Here is a 22,903-nt window from a genome sequence, read left to right as displayed (position 1 = left end):
GCGGCCCCAAGAGAGGGGCGCTGCGCAGCCCAACGGGAGCAAGCTCCCTCGCCACAAGTCCGCAGATTACTTGCCCAGCTTTCTCAGCTCATCCGACTCGACAATCCTGATCCCATCCTGCTCTTCCAGCGCCAGGCGCCACATGGCACGGGCCAGTTGGCAGGCTTCAATGCCGCGGTACTTGCCAGGGATCAATCGGGACAACGGTCCGACGAATTGCTCGGCCGCCCGTCGTTCGAGGCGCTCGCCCAGCAGCAGCGAAGGTCGGCAAATGGTCAGCTGTGGCCAGTTCTGTGCCCGCAATGCGTACTCCATCTCGCCTTTAACCCGGTTGTAGAAAATCGGAGATCTGCGGTCGGCCCCCAATGCGCTGATCACGATCAGGTGCCGGGCGCCCATCTCCCTCGCACGTTTGGCGAATGCCACCACCATGTCCAGGTCCACCGCGCGAAATGCCTCCTCCGAGCCGGCTTGCTTGATGGTGGTGCCGAGGCAGCAATAGGCGATGTCGACGCGACCGTTCAACTGCGACAGAAACACCGCCGGGTCGCCGACCGGGTTTTCAAGATGAGGGTGCTCGGCCAGGGGGCGGCGTGAGGGTGCCAGTACCCGTGAAATCGTTGGCTCATTGAGCAGACGATCGAGCAAATGTTCACCGGTCAAACCAGTGGCTCCGGCAAGCAATACGTGCTGAGGCGTCAAGTACATAGTGTTTCTCCCTTGATACTGTCAGCTTAGTTGTTCTTTGTATCCTTGCTGTCAATCGAGACATTTTGCAGCGCTTTGCGTGCCTGCTGTTTACGCAACAATTGCCAGTGTGACAGTACGGTTTTCGGTGCCCAGATCTGCGGCTCGGAGGCCTCGTAGTTATCGGCCAGTTCGCGCTCGGCGACGGTGGCCTTGGCCAGTTTGAAGGCTTGTTCCAGATCGTCTGTCTGGTTCAAGGCCTGTGCAAACAGGGCGTCGCCGAAGTAGGTGAAATTGGCTTCTTCCGAGCAGCCGAACGATACGCGGTCGGCCCGCGAAGCGGTCATGATCAGCGTCCGTTCGTCCTTGAGGGCGGGAATGAAACCGCCGGAGTAGCAGGCTGAGATCACGATGACCTTGTCGCGGTTTTTCAGGGGGGCGAGCACCGCGGCCAGTTCGTCGGCCGGCAGGTCGGCCAGCTCCATGCGTGGCTGGTCGAGTACCAGTTCGTGCTCGCTGGTGCCGTGGCTGGTCAGGTAGATGAATATCAGATCTTCCGGGCCGCTGCGTTCGGCCAGGGTCACGGATGCGCGGCGCAGATTTTCCCGGGTGGCCATCGGCCGGTCGCCGAGGTGATCGCGATGGTTCACCAGGCGGATCTGGCCAAAGGCACCGAAACGGCTGGTGAGCATGTTGGCCACGTAGTCGGATTCTCGCAGGAACACACTCTGCTTGCCGTCGCCGCCCAGGGTCAGGGTGTACAGCTCGACCGCCGGGGTCGAGGCCGGTACGTTGCTTAATGCATCTTCGAGCAGCCGCCCCTGGGCCAGCAGGCCGAGTTCGAGGGTGTCGGGCAGCAACTTGCCATCGGCGTCGCGCACGCGCTGGCCGTTGATCCAGGTGCCGCTGAGCACCGAGCCATCCGTCAGCACCAAGGTGCCGCGACCGGAATAGGTGTCGCTGTCGAACTGGCCGATGTAGAAACTGCCGTCGGCCAGGTTCAAGCGGCCCTGGCCGCTGAAACGCCAGTCGTTGAAGTTACCGATGTAATGGCTGCCGTCGGCGCCGATCAGCTCGCCTTTGCCGTTGAGTGAGCCTTCCTTGAATTGACCCAGCCAGACATCGCCGTCCGCGTTTTCGTAGCGACCCTTGCCGTGCAGTTGATTGTTCTTGAAGCCACCGACATAGATGTCGCCGTCAGCGCTGTTGAATGTCCCGTTGCCTTCCAGTTGGCCGTCGACGAAGTGCCCGGTGAACTGATTGCCATTACCGTCACCGCGCTGGCCTTCGCCGTTGGGTTTACCGTGGGCGAACTGACCCTGGTACGCGCTGCCGTCTTCGAGTTCCAGGCGACCGAGCCCTGAATACTGATCGGCCTTGAACTCGCCACGATAAGTCATGCCGTTTTCTTTGAGGGTGCCTTCGCCGTCGCGCCGGCCTAGCTTGAAACCACCGTTGTAGCTGCTGCCATTCGTTCTCAGGCTACCTTGGCCATCGAACAGGCCTTTGTTGAATTGCCCGCGATAGACCTCGCCGTTGCTGCCGTGCCATTCGCCCTGGCCATGCCATTGTCCCTTGTCAAACTCGCCGGCATACCAGCTGCCGTTCGGGTAATCGATGCGGCCCTGGCCTTGCAACAATCCATCGACCAGGTCACCGCGATAGCGTCCGCCGTCCGGCAGGCGAGCGTCGGGAGGCAGCGGCGATTCGCCGTCGCCGCAAGCGGTGAGCATCAGGGTCAGGGCAAGGAGTGCAAGTAGGCGCATAGCGGGTTCCGGGCAATTAGGCGACCGAGTATGCCGCAGCTATGTGTCCATATACAGTCGGTAGAAAAAAGCAGCAGGTGCGAAACAGCCTGAGCTGCTTCGCATCCGGGAAGGTTTACACGAAGCAGAGCGACAAGGATTCAGCGATGTACGCCGGTTTGTCCGAACCTTCGATTTCCAGGGTGGCGATGGCCTTGAGTAGCCATTGGCCAGGTTTCTTCTCGGTGACTTCGGACAGATCGACCTTGAGCCGCACTTTCGAATCGACCTTGACCGGTTGAATGAAACGCACGCTGTCCAGGCCATAATTGACCACCATCTTCACACCTTCTGGAAGGATGAGGATGTCTTCCATCAATTTCGGGATCAACGAGAGCGACAGGAATCCGTGGGCAATGGTGCCGCCAAATGGCGTCTGTGCCGCTTTGACAGGATCGACGTGGATGAACTGATAGTCCCCTGTGGCTTCGGCGAACAGGTTGATGCGCTCCTGATCGATCGTGAGCCATTCGGAACGTCCAAGTTCCTTGCCGACATAATCATTGAGCTCTGCAACTGGAACATAGGGCATTGAGACTCTCCTTGGTGTTCATCGGTTTTATAGTTTTGAGGTGGGGGGATTTGACCTCCCGGATTACCACTTTAGATCAACATGGCAAATTGCTCCGGTCAACCGACCATGCTTTTGGCGAATGCCGATGTATACGGCAGGCGTGCTTATAATGCTCGGCCCGTCATTGCGGGTGGTTTGCGGGAGATGAGGGATGTTGTTACGAGGTTTGACCTGGCTGGTGCTGTTCCAATTGCTTGGCACAGCCATCAACCATTTGTTTTTACCGGTGTTGCCGGGGCCGATCATTGGCCTGCTGCTTCTGCTGGTGTACCTGATCAGCCGGGGTCAGGTGGGTGAGCCCCTGAACCAGGCGGCCGGCAGCCTGCTGCGTTATCTGCCCTTGCTGCTGGTGCCGCCGGCGGTGGGGGTGATGGTGTACGCCAAAGACATCGCCGCCGATTTCTGGGCCATTGTCGGGGCGCTGGTGTTGTCGCTGGTGCTGTCCATGGCGTTCGCGGGTGTGCTGATGCAGCGCCTGATCAAGCGCCACAGCCACCCGCGTGAGGACAACCCATGATCCTTGACTGGCAGGGTGCCTGGACATCGGTGATCCATCATCCGTTGTTCGGCATCGGCATTACCCTTGGCGCCTACCAGCTGGTTCTGGCAGCTTTCGAGAAAACCCGCTGGATCTTTTTGCAGCCTGTGCTGGTCTCCATGTTGCTGGTGATCGGTGTGTTGGTAGGCTGCGGGCTGACGTATGCCGAGTACCGCAAGAGCACCGAGATCCTCAGTATCCTGCTCGGCCCGGCCACCGTCGCACTGGCCGTGCCGCTATACCTCAACCTGCGACGGATTCGGCAGTTGTTCTGGCCGATATTTACTACGCTGGTGGTAGGCGGTGTGGTTGCCACAGGCATGGGCGTATTGCTGGGCTGGTGGTTCGGGGCTGAACATATGATCCTGATGACCATGGCGCCGAAGTCGGTGACTTCGCCTATTGCGATGCTGGTGGCCGAGCAGATCGGTGGTGTTGCGGCGCTGGCGGCGGTGTTCGTATTGATCACTGGCGTGATTGGCGCGATCTTCGGCCCGAGCCTGTTGACCCGGCTCGGGGTTCGCAGCCCCGAGGCCCGAGGCATGGCGTTGGGCATGACGGCCCACGCGGTAGGCACGGCGGTGGCGATGCAGGAAAATGACGAGTGCGGCGCCTTTGCGGCGCTGGCAATGAGTTTGATGGGCGTGGCCACGGCGGTGTTGCTGCCGTTGGCGGTGTCGATGGTGGTGTGAAGGAAATGTCTATGAGTCTGCCGCTTTTTCCGCTGAACACGGTGCTGTTTCCAGGCTGCATCCTCGATCTGCAGATTTTCGAGGCGCGTTACCTGGACATGATCGGTCGCTGCATGAAACAGGGTGGCGGCTTCGGCGTGGTGTGCATTCTTGACGGCGAAGAGGTCGGCATCGCCCCGGCAGGTTACGCATTGGTCGGGTGCGAAGCGCTGATCACCGATTTCAAGCAACAGGACAACGGCCTGCTGGGCATTCGGGTGCAGGGCGGTCGGCGCTTCCATGTGTTGCGCACCGACGTGCAACGCGATCAGTTGATCGTGGCCGAAGTCGAGTGGCTGGACGAAGAGCCCGAGCAACCGTTGCAGGATGAAGACGCTGATCTGGTGGCCCTGCTCAAGGCCCTGGCCGAACACCCGATGGTCGAAGCGTTGAACATGGGCACCGAAGCGACCGGGCAACAGTCGCTGGCCAATCAGTTGGCGTACCTGTTGCCGTTCGCCGAACTGGACAAGATCGACCTGCTGCAACTCGATGATCCGCAGCAGCGGCTGGATGCGATTCAGGCGCTGCTGGATGAGTTGCAGGGTGAGTTGTTTGCTTGACGGTCAAAAGATCGCAGGCGGCGATCTTTTGACCTTCAATAGGCATACCGCAACATCGTATGCGGCAAATGCCGCAATACGAAGAATCCGAACAGCGCCACCAGCGAAGGCAACACCAGCCACCAGATCCTGGGCGGCATGGCGTTGAGTGACGTGCGGCGCTGAATCAGCCACAGGCTTGCTGCGCAGACGCAGGCCGCGAGCATCGCGCCGGCCAGCACATCGGTCGGCCAATGCGCCCCGAGGTACACCCGCGACAGGGCGATCGCCAGTGCCGGCAAGCAACCTACCAGCAGCCAGGTCAAGCGCATCCGTGGCGGTTGTCCACGGCCGGCGAGGACGGCGAGGGTCAGGAACAGTGCGAAGGCGCCCGAGGCATGACCGCTGGGCATGCTGTAACTGGTCAGCGGGTCGCTCAGCACTTCCGGGCGCATACGGGCGAAAAAGTGTTTGGTCGCGGTGTTGCCCAGCGCAGTGAACAACAGCGTGCTGCAAGCGAAGATCGCCTGGCGCCATTGTCGGGCGATCAGCAGCAGCACGACCAGCAAGGCACTGAAGATCAGCATGTTGCGGAATTCACCGATCAGCGTGAAGACCACCGCCACTTCATCGAGCGTCGGGCTGCGATGCTCCTGCACCAGGGTCATCAGCCCCTGATCGAGGGCAGTCAGGTGCGCGAAGCCGATAAACAGCCCCGCCAGAATCAGAAAGCTCATCCCGGTAATGAACATCGTCGCCTTGCGGTGCTTGCGCAGGCTGCTGGTAGCGCTCAGTCCGACCATCAGCGCAATGCTGCCGGCGACGATCCCGGCCTGCGGCCAGAAGCCCTCAGGCAACGGCAGGCGAATGGCTGCGCCGGTGGCCCAGCCGGGCAGCAGGTACGCGACTGACCACCCTGCGCCGGCCAGCAGGCTGACGGCAAAAAAACGCGGGAACGGCATGTCGAACATCCCGGCCACCATGGGCAGCATGGGACGCAAAGGGCCGATAAAGCGCCCGACCAGCAAGCTGGCGATGCCATACCGCTGAAAGTACGCCTCGGCCCCGGCGATCCATTCCGGGTGATGGCGCAGGCCTGGCAGGCGCCGGATGTTCTGATGGAAATGACGCCCCAGAAAATAAGAAACCACATCGCCGAGTACGCCGGCGAGGAAACCCAGCAATAACGTTTCGCTCAGTGACAGGGCACCGCTACCGGCCAGTACCGCCACGGCGAACAGCAAAACCGTGCCGGGAACGATCAACCCGGCAATCGCCAGGCATTCGACGAAGGCCACGATGAACACCGCTGCCGCCAGCCATTGCGGGTTGACCGTCAGCCAACCGGTCACGCTATCGAGCCATGGGCCCATAAATACAACTCCATTGAATGTTCAAATGCCTTTTTTGTGGGAGCGAGCCTGCTCGCGAATGCGCACTATCAGTCAACAAAGATGGTGCGTGTGCTGGCCTCTTCGCGAGCAGGCTCGCTCCCACAGGGGATTTCTTTTGCTTCAAGTCCAGGTCAAGGTCAGGACAGCACAAAATAATCGCGACCTTCGACCTGCCCCCTTCGCAGCGGGTTCCGCGTGCACCAGGCCGCGTAGGAGGCGTCGACGAAGCGGTACATCAGGTGTTCGTCGCGCCCATGGGGAATGCCCAGTCGCGTGGCCTGGATGACGTGGGCGGGCGTCTGGCCGACGTCTTCTACCAGCAACACCTCATGATCGAAGCGCTTGGCATCCCACGCCGGTACCTTCAAACCTAGAGATTTGCACAGTAGAGTCTGCCCGGCACATAACTTTTGCGACGGGCGAGGGCGGCCCTGGGCGTCGGGGTTGTTCAACAGCATTTGTGCCAGGCTCGCCGGTCCGCTCAGTTCGTCGACCCACGGATAGGCAGACTTGATCAGTACCGCGTTGCCCGGCCCCTGGGCGCTGAAATTCAGAGAGTCGCCGCCGCGGGCGTAATACATATAGATGTGGCCACCGTCCAGAAACAAAGCCTTACGCTTTTCTGTATAGCCCAGGGAGGCGTGGCTGCCTTTTTCGGCGCAGTAATAGGCTTCGGTCTCGATGATTCGGGCACTGAGCCAGAGGTCGCCGACCCGATGGCGGATGACTTTGCCCAGTAGATCCCGGGCCAGAACTTGCGCGTCGCGGTCGAAAAACGCGTCCGGAAGGCCCTTGGGCGGGCTCGCGGCGGACGCTCGAACAGTCAGGTTGGACATGATGAACGGCGTTTATCAGGGCTGATTGAGTCGTGATGATAACAATTTGCAGCTTAATCCCGGCTGAACGTCGGCAAATTGCCCTCCATTTCGACCATCCGCCCGTCACCGCTGTTAGTCGGGAGACACGACAGCTATAATCTGCCGCTTTACTCTTTACCAAGACCTTATCAAAGACCACTCCAGACCATGACTGAGTCCGTTCTTGACTACATGACCCGCCTGGGTCGCGCTGCCCGCGAAGCTTCCCGCGTCATCGGCCGTGCCAGCACTGCGCAGAAGAACCGCGCACTGCAGGCCGCCGCCAACGCGCTGGACGCTGCCCGCGCCGAGCTGACCGCCGCCAATGAGCTGGACCTGGCAGCCGGCCGCGCCAATGGTCTGGAACCGGCGCTGCTTGAACGCCTGGCGCTGACCCCGGCCCGTATCGACAGCATGATCGTGGGGCTGCGTCAGGTAGCTGCGCTGCCGGACCCTGTCGGCGCCATCCGTGACATGAGCTATCGGCCGTCCGGGATTCAGGTCGGCAAGGTGCGCGTGCCGCTGGGTGTGATCGGCATCATCTACGAATCGCGGCCGAACGTGACCATCGACGCCGCCAGCCTGTGCCTGAAGTCCGGCAACGCGACCATCCTGCGCGGCGGCTCCGAAGCCATTCATTCCAACCGTGCCATCGCCGCCTGCATCCAGCGCGGCCTGGCTGAAGCCGATCTGCCGGCTGCCGTGGTGCAAGTGGTCGAAACAACCGACCGTGCCGCCGTTGGTGCGCTGATCAGCATGCCTGAATACGTCGACGTCATCGTGCCCCGGGGCGGTCGCGGTCTGATCGAACGAGTCAGTCGCGATGCCCGGGTGCCCGTGATCAAGCATCTGGACGGCATCTGCCACGTTTACGTCAGTGCCCACGCCGACCTGCCGAAAGCCCAGCGCATTGCGTTCAATGCCAAGACTTACCGCTATGGCATCTGCGGTGCGATGGAAACGCTGCTGGTCGATCAAGCCGTTGCCAAAGATTTCCTGCCGTCGATGGCTGCCCAGTTCCGCGAAAAAGGCGTCGAACTGCGCGGCTGCGAACGCACCCGGGCAATCATCGATGCGCTGCCGGCCACCGAGGAAGACTGGAGCACCGAATACCTGGCGCCGATCCTGTCTATCCGTGTGGTCGACGGACTGGAGCAGGCCATCGAGCACATCAACCATTACGGCTCTCACCACACCGATTCGATCGTCAGCGAACACCAGGGCGACACCCGGCGTTTTGTAGCTGAAGTCGACTCGTCGTCGGTGATGATCAATACCCCGACATGCTTCGCCGATGGCTTTGAATACGGATTGGGTGCCGAGATCGGCATTTCTACTGATAAGCTGCACGCCCGTGGCCCGGTCGGCCTCGAAGGTTTGACCTGCGAGAAGTACGTCGTGGTCGGTGATGGCCAGTTGCGCGGACAGGAGCCGGTCTGACTTGGGCGACCTCGACCCGTCAGCCCCGGTAACCGCCAGCGTGCCTCGACCTCGCCGCATTGGTGTACTGGGCGGGACCTTCGACCCGGTGCACGTCGGCCATTTGCGCGGCGCGCTGGAAGTCGCCGAATCGCTGGCGCTCGATGAGCTGCGTCTGGTGCCCAGTGCCAGGCCGCCCCATCGGGACACGCCGCAAGTTTCGGCAAAGGACCGTTTGGCGATGGTCAAGTGCGCGGTGGCCGGTGTGGCGCCGTTGGTGGTGGATGCCCGCGAATTGCAGCGGGACAAACCGTCCTACACCATCGATACCCTGGAACTGATGCGTGCCGAACTGGCTGCGGATGACCAGGTTTTTCTGCTTTTGGGCTGGGACGCGTTTTGCGGCCTGCCCACTTGGCATCGCTGGGAAGAGTTGCTCCAGCATTGCCACATCCTGGTGCTGCAACGCCCGGATGCCGACAGCGAACCGCCGGATGCCTTGCGCAACCTGCTGGCAGCACGCTCGGTGAGCGACCCGCTGGCCCTCAAGGGGCCGAGCGGACAGATTGCATTCGTCTGGCAGACACCGCTCGCGGTATCCGCCACCCAGATCCGTCAACTGCTGGCCAGCGGTAAGTCGGTACGTTTCCTGGTGCCCGACGCGGTCCTGGCCTACATCGATGCGCACGGACTTTACCGTGCGTCGAACTGAAGAGGAGTGCCTCAAGGCACGTGGCAACAACGTGTATTGAAGCGCCCGAACATACGAGCAAAACGAGTTTTATATGACGAACAACGACGTAAACAAAGTTAAGCGCAAAGGCACGTTCAAGAGTGCCCCGCTGCCTGAGAAAGTCCTCGCTGCCGAGCCGCCAAAAGGCGACGAACTGGTCAAGATTGCCGTCGCGGCCCTGGAAGACGTCAAGGCCCAGGACGTGCTGGTCATCGACGTTCGCGACAAGCAGAGCATCACCGACTACATGATCATCGCCACCGGTACCTCCAACCGTCAGATCGGCGCGATGCTGGACAAGGTCCGCGAAGCCGTCAAAGCCCTGGGTATCAAGCCGCTGGGTGAAGAAGGCAAAGGCGACAGCGACTGGGTGTTGCTGGACATGGACGACGTGATCGTTCACATGATGACCTCCAACGCCCGCCAGTTCTACGACCTGGAGCGCCTGTGGAAAGGTGCCGAGCAGAGCCGTGCCGCCGATGGCAAACACCACAGCCCTGAAGTTGGTCACGAGCATTTCAACAAGCTCAACAAAGACCAGGAATAAGGAACGGCTGTGCGACTGCGACTGATCGCCGTCGGTTCACGCATGCCCAAATGGGTGGAAGAAGGCTGGCATGAATATGCCAAGCGTCTTCCGTCCGAGCTGGCGCTGGAACTGGTGGAAATACCGCTCAACACCCGTGGCAAGAATGCCGACGTGGCACGCTTCATCCGTCAGGAAGGCGAAGCCATGCTGGCCAAGGTCGGGCCGAACGAGCGCGTTGTCACCCTCGAAGTCCACGGCAAGCCCTGGAGTACCGAGCAACTGGCGGTCGAGCTCGATCGCTGGCGGCTGGACTCGCGCACGGTGAATTTCATGGTCGGTGGCCCCGAGGGGCTGGCGCCTGAAGTCTGTGCACGCGCCGATCAGCGCTGGTCGCTCTCGCCATTGACGTTGCCGCACCCGCTGGTGCGCATTCTGATCGGCGAACAGCTGTATCGTGCCTGGACCGTGTTGTCCGGCCACCCTTACCACAAGTAATTCTGCCCTCATGTCCCAGCCGATCCGAATCAAGGACCACGAAAAAGACGCCCGTCTGGTGCGTGGCCGCGTCGTGTTCGGGGCAATCGCGGTGGTGGCACTGATCGGGGTGCTGATCGCGCGCCTGTATTATCTGCAGGTGATCCAGTACGAGTACCACTCGACCCTGTCGGAAAACAATCGCGTCCATGTGCAGCCGATTCCGCCGACTCGCGGGTTGATTTTCGACCGTAACGGCGTGGTGATTGCCGACAACCGGCCGAGCTTCAGCCTGAGCATGACCCGCGAGCGTTCCGGCAACTGGCAACAGGTGCTCGACGTGATCGTCGAGGTGCTGGAGCTGACGCCCGAGGACCGGGTGATATTCGAGAAGCGCATGCGTCAGGGGCGCCGGCCGTTCGAGCCGGTGCCGATCCTGTTCGAGCTGACCGAAGAGCAGATCGCCCGGATCGCCGTGAACCAGTTCCGGTTGCCGGGGGTGGAAGTGGTCGCGCAACTGGTTCGTCACTATCCACAGGGCGCGCACTTTGCGCACTCGGTGGGGTACATGGGGCGGATCAACGAGAAAGAGCTGAAGTCCCTCGATCCGGTCAATTACAGCGGCACCCACCACATCGGCAAAACCGGCATCGAGCGGTTCTACGAACCGGAGCTGCACGGCCAGGTGGGTTACGAGGAAGTCGAAACCAACGCCCGGGGCCGCGTGCTGCGCGTACTCAAGCGTACCGATCCGATCCCCGGCAAGGACATTGTCCTGAGCCTGGACATCAAATTGCAGGAAGCCGCCGAAGCCGCACTGGGTGGTCGCCGCGGCGCGGTGGTGGCACTGGACCCGAAAACCGGTGAGGTACTGGCGATGGTCAGCCAGCCGAGTTTCGACCCGAACCTGTTTGTCACCGGCATCAGCTTCAAGGCCTATTCCGAACTGCGCGATTCCATCGACCGGCCGCTGTTCAACCGCGTGCTGCGTGGTTTGTACCCGCCGGGCTCGACGATCAAGCCGGCGGTGGCGATTGCCGGACTGGACGCGGGCGTGGTGACAGCCTCGTCCCGGGTGTTCGATCCGGGCTATTACATGCTGCCCAACTACGATCACAAATACCGCAACTGGAACCGTACCGGTGACGGTTTCGTTGATCTCGATACGGCGATCATGCGTTCCAACGATACCTACTTCTATGACCTGGCGCACAAGCTGGGGATCGATCGGTTGTCGGCCTACATGACCAAGTTCGGTATCGGTCAGAAAGTCTCCCTGGACATGTTCGAAGAATCGCCGGGGTTGATGCCGACCCGGGAATGGAAGCGCGCGACGCGTCGTCAGGCGTGGTTCCCGGGGGAGACACTGATTCTCGGGATTGGTCAGGGCTACATGCAGTCAACGCCGTTGCAGTTGGCCCAGGCCACGGCACTGGTGGCCAACAAAGGTATCTGGAATCGTCCGCATCTGGCCAAGACCATTGAAGGCGAGAAACCGGTGGATCAGAACCCGATGCCGGACATCATCCTGCGCGATCCGGCGGACTGGACCCGGGTCAACCATGGCATGCAGCAGGTGATGCATGGCGCCCGTGGTACTGCGCGCAAAGCCTCGATCGGTGCGCAATACCGGATCGCCGGCAAGAGTGGTACGGCCCAGGTGGTCGCGATCAAGCAGGGTGAGAAGTACGACCGCTCCAAGGTGCAGGAACGCCATCGCGACCACGCCTTGTTCGTCGGCTTCGCACCGGCTGATGACCCGAAGATCGTGGTCTCGGTGATGGTCGAGAACGGCGAGTCCGGCTCCGGCGTGGCCGCACCGGTGGTGCGTCAGGTCATGGACGCCTGGTTGCTGGACCAGGATGGCCACCTCAAGGCCGAGTACGCCAACCCTATCAGCGCGGAGGCTACGGCCCGTGAAGAATAATTTCGATCGCATGCTCTCCAGCGAGGATGTGATGCGGCGTCGCGCGACGCTGTTGCAACGAATGCATATCGACGGTGTGTTGCTGATCCTGCTTCTGACACTGGCTGCCGGCAGCCTGTTTGTCTTGTATTCCGCCAGTGGCAAAAGCTGGGATCTGTTGGCCAAACAGGCCACTTCATTCGGCATCGGCCTGGTGTCGATGATCGTCATTGCCCAGTTCGAGCCGCGCTTCATGGCGCGCTGGGTGCCGGTCGGCTATGTCATTGGCGTGCTGTTGCTGGTGGTGGTGGACGTCATGGGCCACAACGCCATGGGCGCCACGCGCTGGATCAACATCCCCGGTGTCATCCGCTTCCAGCCATCGGAGTTCATGAAGATCCTGATGCCGGCGACCATTGCCTGGTACCTCTCCAAGCGTACCTTGCCGCCACAGCTCAAGCATGTGGGCATCAGCCTTATGTTGATTGGCGTGCCGTTCATTCTTATCGTGCGTCAACCGGACCTCGGCACTTCGCTGCTGATCCTGGCCGGGGGCGCGTTCGTGCTGTTCATGGGGGGCCTGCGCTGGCGCTGGATTCTCAGCGTGCTGGCGGCAACGGTGCCGGTGGCGATCGCCATGTGGTATTTCGTCATGCATGACTACCAGAAGCAGCGAGTGCTGACGTTCCTCGACCCTGAAAGCGATCCATTGGGCACCGGCTGGAACATCATTCAGTCCAAGGCTGCCATCGGGTCCGGCGGCGTATTTGGCAAAGGATGGCTGCTGGGTACCCAGTCACACCTGGATTTCCTCCCGGAAAGCCACACCGACTTCATTATTGCGGTCATGGGCGAAGAGTTCGGCCTGGTAGGCATCTGCGCGCTGTTGCTGATCTACCTGCTGTTGATCGGTCGTGGCCTGGTGATTACCGCCCAGGCCCAGACCTTGTTCGGCAAGTTGCTGGCGGGCGCCCTGACCATGACGTTTTTTGTATATGTTTTCGTCAACATCGGTATGGTCAGTGGCCTGTTGCCGGTGGTGGGGGTGCCGTTGCCGTTCATTAGCTACGGAGGAACTTCGCTGGTGACGCTGCTGTCAGCGTTTGGGGTTTTGATGTCGATCCATACCCATCGCAAGTGGATCGCGCAGGTTTGAATAAGGTGAAGAGTTCAATGCAAGTAATGCGTGGCTGGGCGACTCGATACGCGCCGTGGGTCGGCCTGGTAAGCATCCTTGGCACTGCGCAGCAAGCGTTGGCCGGCGATTACGAAGGCTCGCCCCAGGTGGCTGAGTTCGTCGGTGAAATGACCCGCGACTACGGTTTCGCCGGCGAACAGCTGATGGGGGTGTTCCGCGAGGCCGAGCGCAAGCAATCGATTCTGGACGCTATTTCGAAACCCGCCGAACGGGTCAAGCAGTGGAATGAATATCGCCCGATGTTCATCACCGATGCGCGCATCGCCCGTGGCGTGGACTTCTGGCGTCAGCACGAGGCCGTACTGGCCCGCGCCGAGCAGGACTATGGCGTACCGGCGCAGGTCATCGTCTCGATCATCGGTGTTGAGACCTTTTTCGGCCGAAATACCGGTAATTTCCGTGTGATCGATGCGTTGTCGACCCTCGGTTTCGACTATCCTCCCCGTGCCGAATTTTTCCGCAAGGAGTTGCGCGAGTTCCTGTTGCTGGCCAGGGAAGAGCAGGTCGATCCGTTGACCCTCAAGGGCTCCTACGCCGGCGCCATGGGCTTGCCGCAGTTCATGCCCAGCAGCTTTCGCGCCTATGCGGTGGATTTCGACGGTGACGGCCACATCAATATCTGGAACAACCCGGACGATGCGATCGGCAGCGTTGCCAGTTACTTCAAGCGTCATGGCTGGGTTGCCGGGGAACCGGTGGTCAGCCGCGCCGATGTGCGGGGCGACCAGGTGGATGAAGGTTTGACCACGGGTATCGAGCCGGTCAAGACCGTCGGAGAGTTGCGGGCCTTGGGCTGGTCAAGTCATGATGCGCTGCGCGATGATATGCCGGTTACTGCTTTTCGCCTGGAAGGCGACAATGGCCCCGAGTACTGGATGGGCCTGAAGAATTTTTACGCAATCACGCGTTATAACCGCAGCGTGATGTACGCCATGGCCGTACATCAACTGTCTGAACAGCTGGTCCAAGCACGGGGCGTCAAGTAATGCGGGCATTGCCTATCAATAAACCCCTGAAGCTGATGGCATTTGCCGCGCTGGCAGTGCTGCTCGCCAGTTGTTCGACCAGTCGCGCACCAACACAAAAGTCCTCCACCGCTGTGCGCGCGACGCCGGGGCTGGACATCAACCGTGCCCACAAGGATGGCGCGCCCTGGTGGGACGTCGACGTTTCACGCATCCCGGACGCCACACCAACCCTGCACACCGGCCCGTACAAGGCCGCCCCTTACTCGGTGCTGGGCAAAACCTATTTTCCGTTGCAAGAGTCCAAGACCTACGTGCAGTCGGGCACGGCGTCCTGGTACGGCACCAAGTTCCATGGCCAGAACACCGCCAACGGCGAGGTCTATGACTTGTATGGCATGAGTGCCGCGCACAAGACCTTGCCGCTGCCGAGTTACGTCCGGGTGACCAACCTGGACAACAACAAGACTGTGATCCTGCGGGTAAACGACCGCGGGCCGTTCTATTCGGACCGGATCATCGACCTGTCCTACGCGGCCGCCAAGAAACTCGGCTATGCCGAAACCGGCACCGCGCGCGTCAAGGTCGAAGGTATCGACCCGCAACAGTGGTGGGCCGCCAAAGGCCGTCCGGCGCCTTTAATGCTCAACGAGCCGCAAGTCGCGCAGAATAGCGCGCCGGTGATTACGGCTTCGGCCGGTACCGTCGAGCAATGGACGCCACCGCCGCAGCAACACGCCGCCGCCGTTATTCCCGTACAACTTGCCGATGCAAAAAAAAACGCTTCTGCACCAGCCTCTGGCCAGTATCTGCAGGTGGGCGCGTTCGCCAACCCGGACGCTGCAGAACTCCTGAGGTCGAAGCTCAGCGGGATGGTGAGCGCTCCGGTGTTCATCAGCTCGATCGTGCGCAATCAACAGACGCTGCATCGGGTTCGCCTGGGGCCGATCGGTTCGCCGGGTGAAATCCAGCAAGTGCAGAACAGTGTGCGCCTGGCCAATCTGGGTTCGCCGAGCGTTGTGACTGAGTAATACGTAGGACTTGATTGACGGTTCATCTGCGGTTTTGGGGGATGAACCAGGTTGTTGGCTCGTCTAAGAACAAAAACCCGGCAAGGGTTACAGAGTGAGCAGCTGAACACGCGACAGCCCTTAAGAAGCTGTCTGATTAGTTTTTGCCTTCGGGCAAGTTTCCATTAGCGATTTCGAGAGACGGATGAACATCACCACCTTTGCCAAACGCCTGTGCCTTTTAGTCCCGCTGCTCCTCTCACCTGCCGCGTTCGCGGTCGAGATGATGCCGTCGCCACCGCAACTGGCCGCCAAGGCCTACGTGCTCATGGACGCCAGCAGCGGCAACGTGCTGGTCGAAAACAATGGTGACCAGCGTCTGCCGCCAGCCAGCCTGACCAAGCTGATGACAGCGTACATCGCGACCCTGGAAATCCGTCGTGGCCAGATCGGTGAAAACGATCCGGTGACCGTCAGCGAAAACGCCTGGCGTACCGGCGGTTCGCGGATGTTCATCAAGGTCGGCTCGCAGGTGACTGTCAGCGACTTGCTGCACGGCATCATCATCCAGTCGGGCAACGACGCCAGTGTTGCGCTCGCCGAGCACATCGCCGGCAGCGAAGACGCGTTCGCCGACGTGATGAACAAAACCGTTGCCGACCTGGGCATGACCAACACCCACTTCATGAACCCGACCGGTCTGCCGAACCCTGAGCACTACTCGTCGGCTCACGACATGGCGGTACTGGCGCGCGCAATCATCCACGAAGACCCGGCTCACTACGCGATCTACTCGCAGAAAGAGTTCTTCTGGAACGGTATCAAGCAACCGAACCGCAACCTGCTGCTGTGGCGCGACAAGACCGTCGACGGTCTGAAAACCGGTCACACCGACGAAGCGGGCTACTGCATGGTGTCTTCGGCCGTGCGTGATGGCATGCGTCTGATCGCCGTGGTGTTCGGCACCAACAGCGAAGTGGCTCGCGCCGCCGAAACCCAGAAACTGCTGACTTACGGTTTCCGTTTCTTCGAAACCCAGACCTTCTATCAGAAGGGCACCGAACTGGCCCAGGCGCCTGTCTGGAAAGGTTCCACCAACCAGATCAAGGCGGGTCTGGCTCAAGACCTGACCATGACCCTGCCTAAAGGTCAGCTGAAAAAGCTCGCCGCCAGCATGACCATGAACCCGCAACTGATTGCGCCAATCGCCAAGGGCGATGTGATCGGTAAAGTCGAAGTCAAACTGGAGGACAAGGTGGTGCACAGCGCCGACCTGATCGCTCTGGATGGCGTCGAAGAGGGTGGTATCTTCCGTCGCATGTGGGATAGCATCCGTCTATTCTTCTACGGCTTGTTCAACTGATAGTGTGCACCTGCATGGCCCCGCGCTGATCCGGCTCGGGGCTATGCCCGTCGCCACGGCTTACGCTTACGAGGCCGTTACGCCATGACCGATACCGAAGTAAAGGCGCCTAAGATCGAATTCCCTGCCAATGATTACCCGGTTAAGGTGATCAGCGACACGGGTGTGGGCAACAAGGACAAGATCATCGACATCGTCAGAAAACACGCAAAGATCAATGATGAGCGTGTGGACGAGCGTCAAAGCAGTAACGGTAAATACACCACGATTCAGTTGCACATCGTCGCCACCGACCAGGACCAGCTGTACAACATCAACAGCGAACTGCGGGCTACCGGCTTCGTGCATATGGTGCTGTGATGTCTCGCACGCTGGGCTTTCGCGAGCTCGGCCAGATGGCTTACGAGCCGGTCTGGCATGCCATGCAGCGCTTCACCAATGAGCGCGGCAGCGATGCCGCCGACGAGATCTGGCTGGTCGAACATCCACCGGTCTTCACCCAAGGCCAGGCCGGCAAGGCCGAACACTTGCTGTTGCCGGGAGATATCCCGGTGGTGCAGGTCGATCGCGGTGGCCAGGTGACGTATCACGGCCCCGGGCAACTGGTGGCTTACCTGTTGCTGGACGTGCGCAAGCTGGGTTTTGGCGTGCGTGACCTGGTGACTCGCATGGAGTCGTGCCTGATCGAGCTGCTCGCCAGCTACGGTGTGACGGCGGCGGCCAAGCCCGATGCACCGGGTGTCTATGTCAACGGCGCGAAGATCGCGTCTTTGGGTCTGCGGATCCGCCACGGTTGTTCCTTTCATGGCCTGGCCCTGAACGTGGATATGAACCTGGAACCGTTTCGACGGATTAATCCCTGCGGCTACGCCGGGCTGGCGATGACCCAGCTGAGCGATCACGCAGGATCGATTGAATTTGCCGAGGTAAGTGCCCGGCTGCGCGCGCAGCTCGTCAAACACCTCGACTATGCTGAGCAGACGACCCTGACGGGCGGAATCGACTGATATGACTACTGATGCAGTGCAAACCATGATCCCGACGCTGGATGTCACCGAGCGTCCGGCCCCGCGTGCCAAGGTTGAAGCCGGCGTAAAGCTGCGCGGCGCCGAGAAGGTTGCACGCATCCCGGTAAAGATCATCCCGACCACCGAGCTGCCGAAAAAGCCTGACTGGATTCGTGTGCGCATTCCGGTATCTCCGGAAGTCGACCGCATCAAGGCCCTGTTGCGCAAACACAAGCTGCACAGCGTCTGCGAAGAGGCATCCTGCCCGAACCTGGGCGAATGCTTCTCCGGCGGCACCGCGACCTTCATGATCATGGGCGACATCTGCACCCGTCGCTGCCCGTTCTGCGACGTCGGCCACGGCCGTCCGAAACCACTGGACGTCAACGAACCGGAAAGCCTGGCCATTGCCATTGCCGACCTGCGCCTGAAGTACGTGGTGATCACCTCGGTAGACCGCGACGACCTGCGCGACGGCGGTGCCCAGCACTTTGCCGACTGCATCCGTGAAATCCGCAAGCTGTCGCCGAACGTGCAGCTCGAAACCCTGGTGCCGGACTACCGTGGCCGCATGGACATCGCGCTGGAAATCACTGCCGCCGAGCCACCGGATGTGTTCAACCACAACCTGGAAACCGTGCCACGCCTGTACAAGGCCGCACGCCCGGGTTCGGACTACCAGTGGTCGCTGACCTTGCTGCAACGCTTCAAGCAGATGATGCCGCACATTCCGACCAAGTCCGGCCTGATGCTGGGTCTGGGCGAGACCGACGACGAGGTCATCGAAGTCATGAAGCGCATGCGCGAGCATGACATCGACATGCTGACCCTGGGCCAGTACCTGCAACCGTCGCGTAGCCACTTGCCGGTACAGCGCTTCGTGCACCCGGACACGTTCGCCTGGTTCGCCGAGGAAGGTTACAAAATGGGCTTCAAGAACGTCGCTTCCGGTCCGCTGGTCCGTTCCTCGTACCATGCCGACGAGCAAGCGAAGCTGGTCAAGGCTGAGCTGATGTCGTCCTGATCGACACCCCCTCATGAAAAATGGCCCGCAAGGCTTTCAGTCTTGCGGGCGTTTTTTTGCCTTGCCTACAGTAATGGCCGCCGTTTCCTGCAACCTGCGGGGCGATGAACCCTCTTCTGTTTGTCCCCGTTCCTGACTACTGTGTGTTGAAGTTTCCACTCAGGGAGATTCATGGATGACCGTTCGACCGACCCACACCCTTTGTCCTCATACCCCGGTACCGGCCTTGCCGTCGCAGGGGGTGATCGGCGTCATTGCGCCGGCCGGTCCTGCACCGTTGGACACCGATAAAGCCGTGCAATGGATGCGCGCCCGAGGCTATTCGCTGAAGATTTTTCCCGGTGTCTACGCGAAGGATGGCTATCTGGCCGGCAGTGACGAGGTGCGGCTCAACGACCTGCATACCGCGTTCGCCGACCCCGAGGTCGATGCCATCATTTGCCTGCGCGGTGGCTACGGTACGCCGAGGTTGCTTGATCGCATCGATTTTGAACTGTTGCGCAACAACGCCAAGCCGTTCATCGGTTACAGCGACATCACCGCACTGCATCTGGCGATCAGTCGTTATGCGGGCTTCGTGACCTTCCATGGTCCGCTGCTCAATGCGGATCTGCTGGGTGACAAGCAAAAGCCCACCGAACCCTCGTTTTTCAACATGCTGCGCGGGCAAGTGAAGGCGGGCAGCGTATTGGCGCACCCCGTGGCCTATCCGTTGACCACGATCGAGCCAGGCATCGCCCACGGGCGCTTGCTGGGGGGCAATCTGTCGATAATCGCCGCGACCATGGGTACGCCTTATGAGATCGATGCCGAGGGTGTCATCCTGTTCATCGAGGACATCAACGAGCCGCTGTATCGCGTCGACAGGCTGCTGACCCACCTGCGACTGGCTGGAACCCTGGCCAAGCTGCGTGGGGTGCTGGTGGGGGATGTGGCGGGGGTCGAGGTGCCTGCGCTGGAGCGCCTGCTCAAGCAGACATTCGAGCCGCTGCGGATTCCGGTGTTGTCCGGGTGGCGCAGTGGGCATTGCGATCCGAACCTGACACTGCCCATGGGGGCGCTGGTCAGGCTGGATGCGGGGAGCAAGGAGTTGGCGTTGGAGCAGGATGTAGTGATCAAGCGATAGATCGTAGGCGCCTGATAGTCAGTCTTCGCGAGCAGGCTCGCTCCCACAGGTATCGCGTTAAATCGCGTTATGGGTTTTCAACCAGCCCAGACCCGCTTCAGTAGTGGTCAGCGGCTTGTATTCACAGCCGACCCAACCCTGATACCCGATGCGGTCCAGGTGTTCGAACAGGAAGCGGTAATTGATTTCACCGGTGCCCGGTTCATTGCGCCCCGGGTTGTCGGCGAGCTGCACATGGTTGATCTCGCCCAGGTGCGATTGCAGGGTGCGGGCCAGATCGCCCTCCATGATTTGCATGTGATAGATGTCGTATTGCAGGAACAGATTGGCGCTGCCGACCTGTTCGCGAATAGACAGGGCTTGCGCCGTGTTGTTCAGGTAGAAGCCCGGGATGTCGCGGGTGTTGATCGCTTCCATCACCAGTTTGATGCCTGCCGCTTGCAGCTTGTCGGCTGCGTACTTGAGGTTGGCGACGAAGGTTTTTTCCACGGTGGCATCGTCGACGCCTTGTGGGCGGATACCGGCCAGGCAGTTGACCTGGGTATTGCCCAGCACCTGCGCGTAGGCGATCGCCAGGTCGACCCCGGCGCGGAACTCTTCAACGCGGTCGGGCAGGCAGGCGATACCGCGCTCGCCCTTGGCCCAGTCACCGGCCGGCAGGTTGAACAGCACTTGGGTCAGACCGTTGGCGTCGAGCTTGGCCTTGATTTCGGCAGAGCTGAAGTCGTACGGGAACAGGTATTCGACACCGGTGAAGCCGGCCTTGGCGGCCGCTTCGAAACGGGCGAGGAAATCCTGTTCGGTGAACAGCATGGACAGGTTGGCTGCGAAACGCGGCATGGTGGTCTCCCGTAAATATGTGAGGGCGGCCCCTATGGGAGCGAGCCTGTGTGGCGAGGGGATTTATCCCCGTTCGGCTGCGAAGCAGTCGTAAACCAATTTGTGCGGTGTACCTGATACGCCGCGGTTTTCAGTTTTGAGGCCGCTACGCGCCCTAACGGGGATAAATCCCCTCGCCACACAGGCTCGCTCCCACAAGGGGAACGATCAATCGAGCAACGAAATCGCAGTCGGTGCGTCGTTGCCGACCAGCGCCAGGTCTTCGAATTCGTTGACGGCGTTGATCTCGGTGCCCATGGAAATGTTGGTCACGCGCTCCAGGATAATCTCGACGATCACCGGGACCTTGAACTCTTCGATCATCTCCTCGGCCTTGCGCAGGGCAGGGGCGATGTCAGCCGGCTCGAACACACGCAATGCCTTGCAGCCCAGGCCTTCGGCAACCGCGACGTGATCGACGCCATAACCGTTGAGTTCCGGTGCGTTCAGGTTATCGAAGGACAGCTGCACGCAGTAGTCCATCTCGAAACCGCGCTGTGCCTGACGGATCAGACCCAGGTACGAGTTGTTCACTACCACATGAATGTACGGCAGCTTGAACTGCGCGCCCACCGCCAATTCTTCGATCATGAACTGGAAGTCATAGTCGCCAGACAGCGCGACAACTTTACGCGTCGGATCAGCCTTGACCACGCCCAGCGCCGCGGGAATGGTCCAGCCCAACGGACCTGCCTGACCGCAGTTGATCCAGTGACGCGGCTTGTAGACGTGCAGGAACTGCGCGCCGGCAATCTGCGACAGACCGATGGTGCTGACGTAGCAAGTGTCTTTGCCGAACACCTGGTTCATCTCTTCGTAAACCCGCTGCGGCTTGACCGGCACGTTGTCAAAGTGAGTCTTGCGCTGCAGGCTGGATTTGCGTTGCTGGCAGTCTTGCAGCCAGGCGCTGCGGTTTTTCAGTTTGCCGGCGGCTTGCCATTCGCGAGCGACTTCGATGAACACGGTCAGCGCAGCAGCGGCGTCGGACACAATGCCCAGGTCCGGGGTGAACACGCGGCCGATCTGGGTGCCTTCGATGTCGACGTGAATGAACTTGCGACCTTCGGTGTACACATCGACCGAACCGGTGTGACGGTTGGCCCAGCGGTTACCGATGCCCAGCACCACGTCAGACTTGAGCAGGGTGGCGTTGCCGTAGCGGTGCGAAGTCTGCAGGCCGACCATGCCGACCATCAGCGGGTGGTCGTCGGGGATGGTGCCCCAGCCCATCAGGGTCGGGATGACCGGAATCCCGGTCAGCTCGGCGAATTCCACCAGCAGGTCGCTGGCATCGGCATTGATGATGCCGCCACCGGCCACCAGCAACGGACGTTCGGCCTGATCCAGCAGCGCCAGGGCTTTTTCTACCTGAATGCGGGTCGCGCTCGGTTTGGCCAGTGGCAGCGGCTGGTAGGCGTCGATGTCGAATTCGATTTCCGCCATTTGCACGTCGAACGGCAGGTCGATCAGCACCGGGCCTGGGCGGCCGGAGCGCATTTCATAGAACGCCTTCTGGAACGCGTAAGGCACCTGGCCCGGTTCCAGGACGGTGGTCGCCCACTTGGTCACCGGCTTGACGATGCTGGTGATGTCGACAGCCTGGAAGTCTTCCTTGTGCATACGGGCGCGGGGTGCCTGGCCGGTAATGCAAAGGATCGGAATCGAGTCGGCCGAGGCGCTGTACAGCCCGGTGACCATGTCGGTACCGGCAGGACCGGAGGTGCCGATGCACACGCCGATGTTGCCGGCCTTGGTGCGGGTGTAGCCCTCGGCCATGTGCGACGCGCCTTCAACGTGGCGAGCGAGGACGTGATCGATGCCGCCGACCTTTTGCAGGGCGGAGTACAGCGGGTTGATGGCGGCACCCGGGATGCCAAAAGCGGTATCAACCCCTTCACGGCGCATCACCAGAACGGCGGCTTCGATTGCTCTCATTTTGCTCATGGTTTTGTGCCTCTTTACGTTTTGTAATTGTATACAAGTGGCTTTGCGCAGAGTGTATTCACGGTGGACGGCGCAGGTCAATCCATTTTCTCAAGCGGTCGTTTCATTCGTCGGAAGCCCGATTCACTGTGGCTTTTCGTCGCATGTGGCGCTTTTCGATAATTATTGTATACAAAAAAATAATTCATTGTGTTCTAT

Annotated in this window: 23 protein-coding genes; 16 read left to right on the top strand and 7 right to left on the bottom strand. The window is 60.6% G+C overall.

Going from position 1 to position 22,903, the window contains the following annotated elements; translation table 11 throughout:
* Positions 1–66: 66 nt before the first annotated feature.
* From ACW9HW_RS09015 to ACW9HW_RS09005, 3 genes are all read right to left on the bottom strand, one after another.
* Positions 67–708: an oxidoreductase gene (locus ACW9HW_RS09015; protein ID WP_095197230.1), complete on the bottom strand. Its 642-nt coding sequence runs from the start codon at positions 706–708 to the stop codon at positions 67–69.
* A gap of 26 nt (positions 709–734) precedes the next feature.
* A complete protein-coding gene (locus ACW9HW_RS09010; protein WP_095197231.1) occupies positions 735–2,453 on the bottom strand; it encodes a C13 family peptidase in 1,719 nt (572 codons plus the stop codon).
* Positions 2,454–2,568: 115 nt separating this feature from the next.
* Positions 2,569–3,024, bottom strand: coding sequence for a MaoC family dehydratase (locus ACW9HW_RS09005; protein WP_095197232.1), 456 nt, complete (start codon positions 3,022–3,024; stop codon positions 2,569–2,571).
* Positions 3,025–3,217: 193 nt separating this feature from the next.
* On the opposite strand from ACW9HW_RS09005, the gene ACW9HW_RS09000 reads away from it, so the two are divergent.
* The 3 genes from ACW9HW_RS09000 to ACW9HW_RS08990 are packed head-to-tail and all read left to right on the top strand — an operon-like array spanning position 3,218 to position 4,898.
* Positions 3,218–3,583, top strand: coding sequence for a CidA/LrgA family protein (locus tag ACW9HW_RS09000; RefSeq protein ID WP_095197233.1), 366 nt, complete (start codon positions 3,218–3,220; stop codon positions 3,581–3,583).
* The gene (locus ACW9HW_RS08995; protein WP_137804385.1) at positions 3,580–4,296 is read left to right on the top strand and encodes an LrgB family protein; all 717 of its coding nucleotides are present in this window, start codon (positions 3,580–3,582) and stop codon (positions 4,294–4,296) included. Before ACW9HW_RS09000 ends, ACW9HW_RS08995 begins: the two co-directional genes overlap by 4 nt.
* An 11-nt stretch (positions 4,297–4,307) precedes the next feature.
* The gene (locus tag ACW9HW_RS08990; RefSeq protein ID WP_095197235.1) at positions 4,308–4,898 is read left to right on the top strand and encodes an LON peptidase substrate-binding domain-containing protein; all 591 of its coding nucleotides are present in this window, start codon (positions 4,308–4,310) and stop codon (positions 4,896–4,898) included.
* A gap of 35 nt (positions 4,899–4,933) precedes the next feature.
* On the opposite strand, the gene ACW9HW_RS08985 is transcribed toward ACW9HW_RS08990, so the two are convergent.
* Together ACW9HW_RS08985 and ACW9HW_RS08980 are read right to left on the bottom strand one after the other, a co-directional pair.
* Positions 4,934–6,250, bottom strand: coding sequence for a bifunctional DedA family/phosphatase PAP2 family protein (locus ACW9HW_RS08985; protein WP_457399505.1), 1,317 nt, complete (start codon positions 6,248–6,250; stop codon positions 4,934–4,936).
* A 158-nt stretch (positions 6,251–6,408) separates the two neighbouring features.
* Positions 6,409–7,107, bottom strand: a complete 699-nt coding sequence (locus ACW9HW_RS08980; protein WP_457399503.1) for a DNA-3-methyladenine glycosylase — start codon at positions 7,105–7,107, stop codon at positions 6,409–6,411.
* Positions 7,108–7,296: 189 nt separating this feature from the next.
* On the opposite strand from ACW9HW_RS08980, the gene ACW9HW_RS08975 reads away from it, so the two are divergent.
* The 13 genes from ACW9HW_RS08975 to ACW9HW_RS08915 all read left to right on the top strand — a co-directional run bounded on the left by ACW9HW_RS08975 (position 7,297) and on the right by ACW9HW_RS08915 (position 19,882).
* Entirely contained in the window at positions 7,297–8,568 is a 1,272-nt protein-coding gene (locus tag ACW9HW_RS08975) for a glutamate-5-semialdehyde dehydrogenase (protein ID WP_457399502.1), read from the top strand.
* The gene (gene nadD, locus ACW9HW_RS08970) at positions 8,537–9,259 is read left to right on the top strand and encodes a nicotinate-nucleotide adenylyltransferase (RefSeq protein ID WP_137804380.1); all 723 of its coding nucleotides are present in this window, start codon (positions 8,537–8,539) and stop codon (positions 9,257–9,259) included. The genes ACW9HW_RS08975 and nadD overlap by 32 nt, the downstream gene beginning before the upstream one ends.
* Positions 9,260–9,332: 73 nt before the next feature.
* A complete protein-coding gene (rsfS, locus tag ACW9HW_RS08965; RefSeq protein ID WP_008022922.1) occupies positions 9,333–9,827 on the top strand; it encodes a ribosome silencing factor in 495 nt (164 codons plus the stop codon).
* A 9-nt stretch (positions 9,828–9,836) separates the two neighbouring features.
* Positions 9,837–10,304: a 23S rRNA (pseudouridine(1915)-N(3))-methyltransferase RlmH gene (gene rlmH, locus ACW9HW_RS08960; RefSeq protein ID WP_007937439.1), complete on the top strand. Its 468-nt coding sequence runs from the start codon at positions 9,837–9,839 to the stop codon at positions 10,302–10,304.
* Between the two features lie 10 nt (positions 10,305–10,314).
* Positions 10,315–12,210, top strand: coding sequence for a penicillin-binding protein 2 (gene mrdA, locus ACW9HW_RS08955; RefSeq protein ID WP_095197240.1), 1,896 nt, complete (start codon positions 10,315–10,317; stop codon positions 12,208–12,210).
* Between the two features lie 31 nt (positions 12,211–12,241).
* Complete coding sequence (gene rodA / locus ACW9HW_RS08950; protein WP_170948762.1) at positions 12,242–13,345, top strand: rod shape-determining protein RodA; 1,104 nt, start codon at positions 12,242–12,244, stop codon at positions 13,343–13,345.
* 17 nt (positions 13,346–13,362) lie between these two features.
* Entirely contained in the window at positions 13,363–14,373 is a 1,011-nt protein-coding gene (gene mltB / locus ACW9HW_RS08945; RefSeq protein ID WP_095197242.1) for a lytic murein transglycosylase B, read from the top strand.
* The gene (locus tag ACW9HW_RS08940; protein ID WP_457399498.1) at positions 14,373–15,383 is read left to right on the top strand and encodes a septal ring lytic transglycosylase RlpA family protein; all 1,011 of its coding nucleotides are present in this window, start codon (positions 14,373–14,375) and stop codon (positions 15,381–15,383) included. The genes mltB and ACW9HW_RS08940 overlap by 1 nt, the downstream gene beginning before the upstream one ends.
* A 184-nt stretch (positions 15,384–15,567) precedes the next feature.
* Positions 15,568–16,725 (top strand): D-alanyl-D-alanine carboxypeptidase family protein, encoded by a 1,158-nt coding sequence (locus ACW9HW_RS08935; RefSeq protein WP_095197244.1) that lies wholly within the window; start codon positions 15,568–15,570, stop codon positions 16,723–16,725.
* Positions 16,726–16,809: 84 nt separating this feature from the next.
* The gene (locus ACW9HW_RS08930; protein WP_077045559.1) at positions 16,810–17,085 is read left to right on the top strand and encodes a DUF493 domain-containing protein; all 276 of its coding nucleotides are present in this window, start codon (positions 16,810–16,812) and stop codon (positions 17,083–17,085) included.
* Positions 17,085–17,732 (top strand): lipoyl(octanoyl) transferase LipB, encoded by a 648-nt coding sequence (gene lipB, locus ACW9HW_RS08925; RefSeq protein WP_095197245.1) that lies wholly within the window; start codon positions 17,085–17,087, stop codon positions 17,730–17,732. The genes ACW9HW_RS08930 and lipB overlap by 1 nt, the downstream gene beginning before the upstream one ends.
* Position 17,733: 1 nt before the next feature.
* Positions 17,734–18,756 carry a lipoyl synthase gene (gene lipA / locus ACW9HW_RS08920; RefSeq protein WP_095197246.1) on the top strand — a complete coding sequence of 341 codons (1,023 nt, stop codon included), beginning with the start codon at positions 17,734–17,736 and terminating at the stop codon, positions 18,754–18,756.
* 175 nt (positions 18,757–18,931) lie between these two features.
* Positions 18,932–19,882 (top strand): S66 peptidase family protein, encoded by a 951-nt coding sequence (locus tag ACW9HW_RS08915; protein WP_457399495.1) that lies wholly within the window; start codon positions 18,932–18,934, stop codon positions 19,880–19,882.
* 57 nt (positions 19,883–19,939) lie between these two features.
* Here ACW9HW_RS08915 and hyi read toward each other — a convergent pair whose 3' ends face one another.
* Positions 19,940–20,722, bottom strand: a complete 783-nt coding sequence (gene hyi / locus ACW9HW_RS08910) for a hydroxypyruvate isomerase (protein ID WP_457399493.1) — start codon at positions 20,720–20,722, stop codon at positions 19,940–19,942.
* A gap of 207 nt (positions 20,723–20,929) precedes the next feature.
* A complete protein-coding gene (gcl, locus tag ACW9HW_RS08905; RefSeq protein ID WP_095195666.1) occupies positions 20,930–22,705 on the bottom strand; it encodes a glyoxylate carboligase in 1,776 nt (591 codons plus the stop codon).
* Positions 22,706–22,903: the final 198 nt, after the last annotated feature.

The sequence above is a fragment of the Pseudomonas sp. SDO5532_S415 genome (assembly GCF_054071155.1).
Note: the sequence above shows the minus strand (reverse complement) of the source record. Positions and strands in the feature narration are given on the sequence as shown.